This window comes from Brevundimonas sp. UBA7838, from assembly GCF_002500885.1.
GTDB lineage: Bacteria > Pseudomonadota > Alphaproteobacteria > Caulobacterales > Caulobacteraceae > Brevundimonas > Brevundimonas vesicularis_C.
The window spans coordinates 66,616-76,363 of record NZ_DLTK01000109.1 but is presented as its reverse complement, the minus strand read 5'-3'; the positions used below and the strand labels follow the sequence as shown (position 1 = coordinate 76,363).

Below are 9,748 nucleotides of genomic sequence, written 5' to 3'. Positions count from 1 at the left end.
GGCGCCGCACCCGGCACCGCGCTCCAAGGCTCAGCCGCGCGCCAACGCCTGCGCCGCCGCCTCGACCACCCTCTGGTCCTGCTTGCCGGTGCCGCCCGACACGCCCACCGCGCCGATCACCGTCTCGCCCTCTTTGATCGGGACGCCCCCGGCGAAGATCATCACCTTGCCGTCATTGGAGGCATGGATGCCGTAGAAGTCGGCGCCCGGCTGGGCGAGCTTCGCCAGCGCCATAGTCTCGACGTCGAACGCGCGCGCCGTCCACGCCTTACCGATCGCGATGTCGACGCTGCCGCGCCACGCATCGTCCATCCGCGCGAACGCTAGAAGGCAGCCACCCGCGTCCACCACCGCGATGTTCATCGGGTTGCCGATCCGTTCGGCCTCCGCGATCCCCGCATCGATGATCGTTCGCTCGTCGTTCAGGTCGAGCGTTTGGGTAGTGCGCATGGTGTGTCTCCGTGGTCAGTTCGTGGAACACCGCTCAACGCACGCCGCCGCGCCCGGGATTCCCCCCAACCCGGGCGGTGAGCGACGCGCTACTCTGCCGATCGCTCCCCTATTTCGCGGCCAGCAGGGTGAACTTGTGAATCTGCGGCGGTTCAGAGAACAGTTCTTCTGCCTTCTCCATCAGTGCGGCGGCAACCTTGCCGTCAAGATGAGCCTGCCGATCCTCCTCTGTGTCGAACGTATCGAAGATCGCGTACGCACCGGGACCTTCCTCGATCGCATACCAGGTCAGAGTTCCCGCCTCGGCTTGAACGAGCGGCAATGCCGAGGTCAGGAAATCGGCGACATCACGCTCTTTTCCGGGCTTGGCCTTCAGCGGTACATACAGGGCTATTTTGGGCATCAATGACTCCTCAAGTGAAACGGACACATTATTCTGCAAATTAACGGACAAGCGGGCCGATACGTTCCCCATGAGGCGGAGCACACGCGGCCCCGCCTCCTCGTCGAAATCAGAACTGCTGTGCGGTCGGACGGATGACAATCGCGTTGACGTCGACGTCATCAGGTTGTTCGACAGCGAACGCGATAGCACGCGCCACGGATGCCGCCGGGATGGCCTGCTTGTAGAAGTCCAGCACCGTCTCGGCAGCCGTGCCAGAGGTCGTGAACTTCAAATCGCTTTCGACAGCTCCTGGCTCGATTGACGTGACCCGGACCTTTTCCCCCACCTCGTGGCGCAAGCCCTCGCTGATCGCGCTGACGGCGAACTTGGTGCCGGAGTAGACCGTGCCGCCTGGTGCGAAGACCTTGATGCCCGCAACCGAGCTCAGGTTGATGATGTGGCCGCTGCCCTGCTCGAGAAAGCCGGGAAGGGCAGCCGCGATGCCGTAGAGCGTACCCTTCAGATTGACGTCGATCATCTGGTCCCACTCGTCGGTGTTGACCTCGGCCATCGGACGGATCGGCATCAGCCCTGCGTTGTTGATCAGCACGTCGAGGCGGCCGAAGTCGGCAATGATTGCGGCGACGACGGACTGGACCGCCGACTTGTCGGTCACGTCCAGCGCGTAGCTACGTGCCGTGCCGCCGTTTGCGGCGATGTCCGCGACGACCTCATCGAGCCTGTCCTTGCGCCGTGCGGCGATGGCCACCTTCGCGCCGCGTTCCGCGAGAAGACGCGCGGTTTCTGCGCCGATGCCGGTGCTGCCGCCGGTGATGAGAACGACCTTGCCTTCGATACCCTTGGTCATGACTGTATTCCTTCAAGTCAATTGTTGATTTTCGCCGGATCGCGGCTCCGCGGGAGCCCGCCCGGCCTGATGGGGTCACCGCGAGCGCAACAGTACGGGAGCGGCGCCCACCTTGATGCGGAGCAGCTCGTAGGGCTTGCGGCGCAGGTCTCGGCCGCCGTGGAAGCCGGGCTGGCGGTGGAGCTGGTTGGCGGTGAAGTAGAGATATCCGTCGGTGCCGATCGACAGCGTGTCGGGCCAGCTGATGCGCGGGTTGCTGACCACCGTCGTCCAGCGGCCCTGGTCGAGCACGCGGATTGCGTTGTTCTCGTAATCGCCGGCGAACACGCGGCCCTTGTCGTCCTCGGCTATCCCGTCCGAGGCGCCTTTGCGCCCCAGGCTGCGGACCGCGCGGCCCAGCTCCTCCTCGGACACCGCGGGATCGCGCAACAACGCCGTGGGCACCGCGTGAAGCGTGCGGCCCGACAGCGGACCATAATACAGCAGGCTGCCGTCGGCGCTGAGCGCAATCGCGTCGCTTGCGATCGTGACCGGCGTTCCGGGGCCGTCAGCCGGGCGGTTCATGAGCACCGCGCCATCGACAACCGGGGTGAAGCCGGGCTCGGGGTTGGTCGTCGCATGGTTCGACAGGCGCCGGATCGCCCGCCCGCTTGCGATATCGACGACGATGATGCCGCCGATCCCTTCGTTGCTGCTGTCGGTGATGTAGGCGACGCCCTCGGCGCCCTGACGCAGATCGAAGCGCACGTCGTTGAGGTAGGTCGTGGGCAGCACCACGCTGGGCGGCAGGACGATCGTCTTCACCACCCGGTCGGTCGCAAGGTCGATTGCCACCAGCTTTGCACCGCCGGCCTGTGGTTGAGAGAATTTGGGCGCCGCCGTGTCGAGCACCCAGAGGCGATTGGCGCCGTCGGCCACCACGCTCTGCACCGAGATGAAATGCCCAGCCGGGTCGGCCGGATCGGGCTGGTTGGTCGCGGCGTCGGGATAAGGCACCGCCTTGCCGTCGACCAGCTCGGCAACCGTGAACGGCGCGTTGTCGCCCCATTGCGGGAAGTTGACGAAGATGCGCCCGTTGGGGGCGACGGTCACGCCAGTCGGCATCGCGCCATCGAAGGTCGCGACCTGTTCGATCTGGGGCGCGGATGCACCCTCGCGGGTCGTCGAGCAGGCGGCAAGCGAGAGGGCAGCGCCAGCGGCAAGAAGCAGTTTGACGGAGGTTTTCATGGGGTCATTTCCTCGAGGATGCGGCCCGCTTCGTGGGGCTCGGACCGGAGATATTGCGGGGGCGCCTTGACCGATGCACCAAGCGCGGCGGCGGCGTGCCAGGGCCAACGCGGATCCCACAGCGCAGCGCGGGCTATCGCTATGGCGTCGGCATGCCTGTCTTCGAGGATGCGCTCCGCCTGGTGCGGATCGGTGATCATTCCGACCGCCACGACAGGCATGGCGACCGCGTCCTTGACCGTCCGCGCCAGCGGCACCTGATAGCCGGGACTGACAGGGATCTGCTGGCGCGGGTCAAGGCCGCCGCCGGAGACGTGGATTGCCGAACAACCGCGCCGCTCCAGCTCCTGTGCAAACAATGCGGTTTCCTCCGCTGTCCAGCCGCCTTCAACCCAGTCGGTCCCAGAAACGCGGACGGTCACCGGGCGGTCGGCCGGAAACGCTTCGCGCACGTCATCGAACACTTCGAGCGGGAACCGCATCCGGTTGTCGAGGCTGCCGCCGTATTCGTCGCCGCGCCGGTTGGAGATCGGCGAAAGAAACTCGTGGAGCAGATAGCCATGCGCGACGTGGATCTGGATGGCTTCGATGCCGAGCCTGCCGGCGCGCCGGGCGGCATCCGCGAACGCCTCCCGGATGCGGGCAAGCCCTGACTTGTCCAGTTCGACAGGGGGATTGTCGTCCGGAGCAAAGGGAATGGCGCCGGGTGCCACGGTCTGCCAGCCATTCTCCGCATAGGGGGCGATCTGCGTTCCGCCTTGCCACGGCTTGGTGCAGCTCGCCTTGCGGCCGGCATGGGCCAGCTGGATGATCAGCGGCATGTCCGACCAACGGCGCACACTTTCGAGCACGCTTCGCATCGCCGCTTCGGTACGGTCATCGTACAGGCCGACGTCACCGTAGGTGATGCGCCCTTCCGGGCTGACCGCGGTCGCCTCTATCGTCAGCGCGCCCGCGCCCGAGAGCGCCAACTGGCCGAGATGCATCTGGTGCCAGTCGGTCATCGCGCCGTCGACTGCCGAATACTGGCACATCGGCGCGATGACGATGCGGTTGGCGAGCCGCAGCCCGCCAACCTCAATCGGTTCGAACAATTTCGCCATCACCATTCGGCCGTGTTGGGCATGGAGGCCCAGGGTTCGGCCGGAGCCCTGTGTTCGCCCTTCTGCAGCAGTTCGATCGAGATCCCGTCCGGCGAGCGGACGAACGCCATGTATCCGTCACGCGGGGGGCGATTGATCGTCACGCCGCCCGCCTGCAGCCGCGCGCACGTTTCGTAGATGTCGTCGACCCCGTAGGCGAGATTGCCGAAGTTTCGGCCGCCCGTGTATCTCTCGGAAACGCTGCCATCCTCGGGCGGCCAGTTGTACGTCAGCTCGACCTCGGCATCTCCCTGCTCGCCGTCGCCGCGGAAATCCTCGTCGGCGGCAAGGTAGATCAGCGTGTAACGCCCGGCCTGGTTCTCCATGCGCCGGGTCTCCCTGAGACCCAGCAGCGTGAAGAACCGGACCGCCGCCTCGGGATCGGCGACGCGCAGCATGGTGTGGAGATACCGCATGATCAGGCGTCCTTGTCCTTGAGGGCTTCCATCACGAGCTCCGCGGTGCGGGTTGCGCTGGCGGGGTTCTGGCCGGTCACAAGGTTGCCGTCGCGCAAAGCGAATGGCGCGAAATCGGGGCCGCTCTCGTGCTTGCCGCCAAGTTCCTTGAGGCGCGTTTCGAGCAGGAACGGCACGGCCTTGTCGAGGCCGATCTCGCGTTCCTCGCTGTCGGTGAAGCCCGCGACACGGCGGCCAGCCACGAGGGGCGTGCCATCGGCCTTCTTCGCCGAGACCAGCCCTGCCGGTCCATGGCAGACGGCGGCAACGATCTTGCCTTCGCGGTCGAAGCGTTCGACCAGGCGGGCCAGTTCGTCGCTGCCGGGGTAATCGAACATGGTGCCGTGGCCGCCGGGCAGGAACAGCGCGTCGTAGCCGGCGGGATCGATGCTTGTGAATACAGGGGTGCTGGTAACCTCGGCCTTCAGGGCCTCGTCCTTCAGATAGCGCTCGACCGAAGCGTCGTTCTCGCCGTCGGCGTTGACGCTGCGCTGGTCGACGGGGATGGCGCCGCCCTTGATCGAGGCCAGCGTCACCTCGGCGCCCGCATCGCGGAAGGCATAATACGGGGTGGTAAGTTCCTCGAGCCAGACACCCGTCGGTTCGGTGCCGGGAATCATTCGGTCGGCGGAGGTGGCCACCATGAGAATGCGGGTCATCGTCACTTGTCCTTTCCCATTGATGTCGGGGACACGAGCAAACCCAACCGGCGCAGCCGCACCCGCCACAAAGACAGCGGTGAGTGCTTTCAGCAGTTGGCGGCGATTTTGCATTCGATCGTTCCTTTCGGCGGCTTAGATACGCAGGGAACGGCATCATGAAATCCAGCGGGAATGGCGGACGGCCATAAATCCGTTTATGGAACCGGAATGTCCCTCCTGCAGTTGCGCACTTTCGTCGAAGTCTACCGCCGTCGTTCACTTAGCGAGGCGGCCCGGGCAATCGGCATCACACAACCGGCGGCGTCGCATCACATCGCATCGCTCGAGGCGCAACTGGGCCGTCCCTTGTTCGATCGCCATTCGCGCGGCGTCCGACCGACAGCGATCGCCGACGATCTCGCTGCTTCAATCGGAAGCAGCCTCGACACGGCGGAATCGGCACTAGCCAGCGCGCGGGCCCGTTCGTCCCGCCTCTCGGGCACGGTCCACATCGCCGCGCCGTCGGACCTGCTGGGCGAAATGATCACGCCCCGACTGGCTCCGCTGCTGGAAGCAGGGCTGGACCTGCGGCTGCATATCGGCGGGCGCGAGGCGCTTTATGCCATGCTTCTCGAAGACAAGGTGCACCTGGCCGTCACCGCCTCGCAACCCGAAGATCCGCGGTTGGCCTTCCATGCGCTGGGCGAAGAGCACCTGCGCGCCGTAGCCTCGCCCGCCGTGGCCATGCGGATTGCCGAATTGCCGCTTGCCGACGGGCTCAACCGGACGGCCCACCTCGCCTACGACCTCGACCGGCCGCTGCTGCGAACCTGGCTCCATGCAAACCAGCTCGAGCTGACGAGGCAGCCCGCGTTGACCGCGCCCGATTTGAGAGTATTGCGATCGGGATTGTGCGCGGGTCTCGGCTGGACGGTGATGCCCGGCTATCTCACCCGCAGCGAACGCGCTGCCTGCACGCTGATCGAGATACCCGCCCCGGTCACGGTGCCGCGCAACGCTTACTACCTCGTCTGGGCACGCTCATCGCTGCGACACCTGCGCGTGGCCATGGCTCGGGACGCCCTGATTGCTGCCCTCCGAACATAATGGTGGCCACACCTGTTGGGCCGTGAGCGCAATCTCGGGTCTGAACCAGTTGAGCGCTGGCGGAACGAAGGGCGGCTATCTGCGCCGCAGAGAGGGCAAGGAGGACGTCGTCTATCCCAAGCCCGAGCTGGAGAAGGTGCTGGGCAAGACCCTGGGCGTGCCCCTGTTCCAGGAACAGGCCATGCGGGTCGCGATCGAATGCGCCGGCTTCACCGCATCGGAGGCCGACCAGCTCCGCCGCGCCATGGCGACCTTCAAGTTCACCGGCGGGGTCAGCCATTTCAAGGACAAGCTGATCAGCGGCATGGTCGAACGCGGCTATGACGCCGCCTTCGCCGAGAAGACCTTCAGCCAGCTTGAGGGCTTCGGATCCTACGGCTTTCCGGAAAGCCATGCGGCCTCCTTCGCCCTGATCGCCTATGCCTCCTCCTGGCTTAAATGCCATCATCCTGATGTCTTCTGCGCCGCGCTGCTGAATGCCCAGCCCATGGGCTTCTACGCCCCGGCGCAGATCGTGCGGGACGCGCAGCAGCACGGAATTGAGATCCGGCCCGTCTGCGTCAACGCCAGCCGCTGGGACTGCACGTTGGAGCCCGCGGGCGAGGATGGCAGGTTCGCCGTCCGCCTCGGCCTTCGCATGGTGCGCGGCCTACTGAACGGCGACGCCGCCCGCCTCCTGGCGGCGCGGACGGACGGCGCCTTCCGCTCGATCGACGACCTATGGCGCCGCGCCGGCGCCCAGGTCGCCAGCCTTGTCCGTCTAGCGGAGGCGGACGCCTTCCGCCCAGGTCTTTCCCTCGACCGCCGCGATGCGCTGTGGGCCATCAAGGGGCTAAGGGACGACCCCCTCCCCCTGTTCGCCGCCGCCGACGCCCACGACCAGAAGCCGGAAATCTCGGAGCCCGATCTTGGCCTCAAGCCGATGACACCTGGACGGGAAGTGGTCGAGGACTACAGCCACATCGGCCTGACGCTGCGTGATCATCCGCTAAGCTTCCTGCGCGGCGATCTGCAGTCACGCCACGTCATGACCTGCGCCGATGGGACCGCCATGCGCGACGGTCGGCTGACACGCGTCGCGGGCCTCGTGCTGGTCCGTCAGAAGCCCGGGAGCGCCAAGGGAGTCATGTTCATCACCATCGAGGACGAGACCGGCGTGGCCAATCTGGTCATCTGGCCCAGCCTCTACGAACAGCAGCGCCGCATCGTGCTGTCGGCCTCCATGCTCGTCGTCGACGGCAAGGTTCAGCGGGAGGGCGACGTTGTCCACATCGTCGCGACCAAACTTCACGACGCGTCGGCCCTGCTCGCCTCAGTCGGGGATCGGGGCGAAGCCTTCCCCCTGCCCCACGGGCGTGGCGACGAATTCCATCGCGGCGGGTCGCCGGATGCGCGCGACGCGCCCCCTCATGCGATCAGGGTCCGGGACATCTACATTCCCGATCTCCATCTCGACACGATCAGACCGAGGGCGCGGGACTTCAGGTAGTCGGCCTCCGCGACCTAAGGCTGTTCAGGATCGCCGTCTCGAAACCGCCATTTCATAATCATAACCCCTGCCGCCCTGATCATGGCGAACTGTTCGACACAGCCACTGGCCAGGCTTAGGTCAGGACGCCGTAGCCACCCAGAGGATGAAAAAGGTGACCGTGAGCGAATAGGTTTTGAGTCTTCCCGAAAAAGCGTCGCGCTCTTTCCGCTTCTTAATCCCACTTCGGTGCGAAGCGCCCTGTCCCCTCTTGTCGGCAAGGCACCAGATTCGGTCATTGCCTCAAAGCTCTGAAGCTGACGTTTAGCGGCTCGAAAATCGCCCCCTGTCCAAGCTACTCGCGGCAGCGCCACCGTAATCAGCTGCAGGCCCGCCCAGCTGAGCCGCTAATGATAGAACCCTACACAGGATGGCCAATCCTAGATCGGCCATCCTGCGCCCAGATCAGAAGAAGCCCAACTTGTCGGGGCTGTAGCTGACCAGCAGGTTCTTGGTCTGCTGATAGTGGTCCAACATCATGCGGTGGTTCTCCCGCCCGATGCCCGACTTCTTGTAGCCGCCGAACGCCGCATGGGCCGGATACTGGTGATAGCAGTTGGTCCAGACCCGGCCCGCCTGGATGGCGCGACCGGCGCGATAGGCGGTGTTCATGTCGCGCGACCACACCCCGGCGCCCAGGCCGTATTCGGTGTCGTTGGCGATTTCCATGGCCTCTTCAAAGGTCTTGAAGGTCGTCACCGCCAGGACCGGACCGAAGATCTCCTCCTGGAAGATCCGCATGTCGTTGGTGCCTTTGAACACGGTGGGTTTGACATAATAGCCGCCGGCCAGATCGTCCTTGAGCGCGGCCTGATCGCCGCCGGTCAGGACCTCGGCGCCCTCCTCCCTGCCCAGCTTCAGATAGCCGAGAATTTTCTTCAGCTGCTGGTCCGAGGCCTGGGCGCCGACCATGGTCGCCGGGTCCAGAGGGTCGCCTTGGACGATGGATTCCACCCGGGCGATCGCCTTCTCGATGAAGGCCTCATAGATGTCCTCATGGATCAAAGCACGGCTGGGGCAGGTGCAGACCTCGCCCTGATTGAGCGCGAACATGGCGAAGCCTTCCAGCGCCTTGTCCAGATAGGCGTCGTCGTGATCCATCACGTCCTTGAAGAAGATGTTCGGCGACTTACCGCCGAGTTCCAGCGTCACCGGGATCAGATTCTGGGTCGCATACTGCATGATCTTCTGACCGACGGCGGTCGAGCCGGTGAAGGCGATCTTGGCGATGCGCGGATTGGTGGCCAACGGCTCGCCCACCTCGGCCCCCGTGCCCGAAACGATGTTCAGGACGCCGACCGGCAGCAAATCCTGGATCAGTTCGATCACCACGAGGATGGACGCCGGGGTCTGCTCGGCCGGCTTCAGCACGATGCAGTTGCCCGCCGCCAGGGCCGGAGCGATCTTCCACGCCGCCATCAGGATCGGGAAGTTCCAGGGGATGATCTGACCGACCACGCCCAGCGGCTCATGGAAATGATAGGCGACCGTGTCGTGGTCCAGTTCCGAGATTCCGCCTTCCTGAGCGCGGATGCAGCCGGCGAAATAGCGGAAATGGTCGATCGCGAGAGGAATGTCGGCGGCCGTGGTCTCGCGCACCGGCTTGCCGTTGTCCCAGGTCTCCGCCTCTGCGACGGCTTGCAGATTGGCTTCGATCCGGTCGGCGATCTTGTTCAGGATGACGGCGCGTTCGGCGACGCTGGTTCGCCCCCAGGCGTCCTTGGCGGCGTGGGCGGCGTCCAAAGCCAGTTCAACGTCGGCCGCGTCCGATCGTGCGACCTCGCACAGGACGCGGCCATTCACCGGGGAGGTGTTCTCGAAATATCGGCCGTTGACGGGCGGGATCCACTGTCCACCGATGAAGTTGTCGTAGCGCGCCCTAAACTTGGGCGTTGCTGAGCGGGTGAATTCGGGTTTGGTCATCATGGCCTCCTGCGTGTTCCTC

Annotated in this window: 10 protein-coding genes; 2 read left to right on the top strand and 8 right to left on the bottom strand. The window is 65.2% G+C overall.

Going from position 1 to position 9,748, the window contains the following annotated elements; all coding sequences use genetic code 11:
• Positions 1-30 precede the first annotated feature (30 nt).
• From B3T77_RS10380 to B3T77_RS10350, 7 genes are all read right to left on the bottom strand, one after another.
• The gene (locus tag B3T77_RS10380; RefSeq protein ID WP_292079372.1) at positions 31-450 is read right to left on the bottom strand and encodes a GlcG/HbpS family heme-binding protein; all 420 of its coding nucleotides are present in this window, start codon (positions 448-450) and stop codon (positions 31-33) included.
• Between the two features lie 109 nt (positions 451-559).
• Positions 560-853: a putative quinol monooxygenase gene (locus B3T77_RS10375; protein ID WP_184279030.1), complete on the bottom strand. Its 294-nt coding sequence runs from the start codon at positions 851-853 to the stop codon at positions 560-562.
• Between the two features lie 109 nt (positions 854-962).
• Positions 963-1,703 (bottom strand): SDR family oxidoreductase, encoded by a 741-nt coding sequence (locus B3T77_RS10370; protein ID WP_292079367.1) that lies wholly within the window; start codon positions 1,701-1,703, stop codon positions 963-965.
• Positions 1,704-1,778: 75 nt separating this feature from the next.
• Positions 1,779-2,930 (bottom strand): L-dopachrome tautomerase-related protein, encoded by a 1,152-nt coding sequence (locus B3T77_RS10365; RefSeq protein ID WP_292079365.1) that lies wholly within the window; start codon positions 2,928-2,930, stop codon positions 1,779-1,781.
• Positions 2,927-4,033: an NADH:flavin oxidoreductase/NADH oxidase gene (locus B3T77_RS10360; RefSeq protein ID WP_292079363.1), complete on the bottom strand. Its 1,107-nt coding sequence runs from the start codon at positions 4,031-4,033 to the stop codon at positions 2,927-2,929. The genes B3T77_RS10365 and B3T77_RS10360 overlap by 4 nt, the downstream gene beginning before the upstream one ends.
• Entirely contained in the window at positions 4,033-4,488 is a 456-nt protein-coding gene (locus tag B3T77_RS10355; RefSeq protein ID WP_292079361.1) for a VOC family protein, read from the bottom strand. The genes B3T77_RS10360 and B3T77_RS10355 overlap by 1 nt, the downstream gene beginning before the upstream one ends.
• A gap of 2 nt (positions 4,489-4,490) precedes the next feature.
• Complete coding sequence (locus B3T77_RS10350; RefSeq protein ID WP_292079359.1) at positions 4,491-5,300, bottom strand: type 1 glutamine amidotransferase domain-containing protein; 810 nt, start codon at positions 5,298-5,300, stop codon at positions 4,491-4,493.
• 96 nt (positions 5,301-5,396) lie between these two features.
• Between B3T77_RS10350 and B3T77_RS10345 the strand changes: the two genes are divergently transcribed.
• Complete coding sequence (locus B3T77_RS10345; protein WP_292079358.1) at positions 5,397-6,275, top strand: LysR family transcriptional regulator; 879 nt, start codon at positions 5,397-5,399, stop codon at positions 6,273-6,275.
• 22 nt (positions 6,276-6,297) lie between these two features.
• A complete protein-coding gene (locus tag B3T77_RS10340; RefSeq protein ID WP_292079357.1) occupies positions 6,298-7,764 on the top strand; it encodes an OB-fold nucleic acid binding domain-containing protein in 1,467 nt (488 codons plus the stop codon).
• A 444-nt stretch (positions 7,765-8,208) separates the two neighbouring features.
• Here the strand turns inward: B3T77_RS10340 and B3T77_RS10335 are convergent, their stop codons facing one another.
• A complete protein-coding gene (locus B3T77_RS10335; RefSeq protein WP_292079356.1) occupies positions 8,209-9,726 on the bottom strand; it encodes an aldehyde dehydrogenase family protein in 1,518 nt (505 codons plus the stop codon).
• Positions 9,727-9,748 lie beyond the last annotated feature (22 nt).

Coding starts and splice junctions, on each gene's coding strand:
- B3T77_RS10380 (WP_292079372.1), bottom strand. CDS start 450: ATGCGCACTACCCAAACGCTCGACCTGAACGACGAGCGAACGATCATC.
- B3T77_RS10375 (WP_184279030.1), bottom strand. CDS start 853: ATGCCCAAAATAGCCCTGTATGTACCGCTGAAGGCCAAGCCCGGAAAA.
- B3T77_RS10370 (WP_292079367.1), bottom strand. CDS start 1,703: ATGACCAAGGGTATCGAAGGCAAGGTCGTTCTCATCACCGGCGGCAGC.
- B3T77_RS10365 (WP_292079365.1), bottom strand. CDS start 2,930: ATGAAAACCTCCGTCAAACTGCTTCTTGCCGCTGGCGCTGCCCTCTCG.
- B3T77_RS10360 (WP_292079363.1), bottom strand. CDS start 4,033: ATGGCGAAATTGTTCGAACCGATTGAGGTTGGCGGGCTGCGGCTCGCC.
- B3T77_RS10355 (WP_292079361.1), bottom strand. CDS start 4,488: ATGCGGTATCTCCACACCATGCTGCGCGTCGCCGATCCCGAGGCGGCG.
- B3T77_RS10350 (WP_292079359.1), bottom strand. CDS start 5,300: ATGCAAAATCGCCGCCAACTGCTGAAAGCACTCACCGCTGTCTTTGTG.
- B3T77_RS10345 (WP_292079358.1), top strand. CDS start 5,397: ATGTCCCTCCTGCAGTTGCGCACTTTCGTCGAAGTCTACCGCCGTCGT.
- B3T77_RS10335 (WP_292079356.1), bottom strand. CDS start 9,726: ATGACCAAACCCGAATTCACCCGCTCAGCAACGCCCAAGTTTAGGGCG.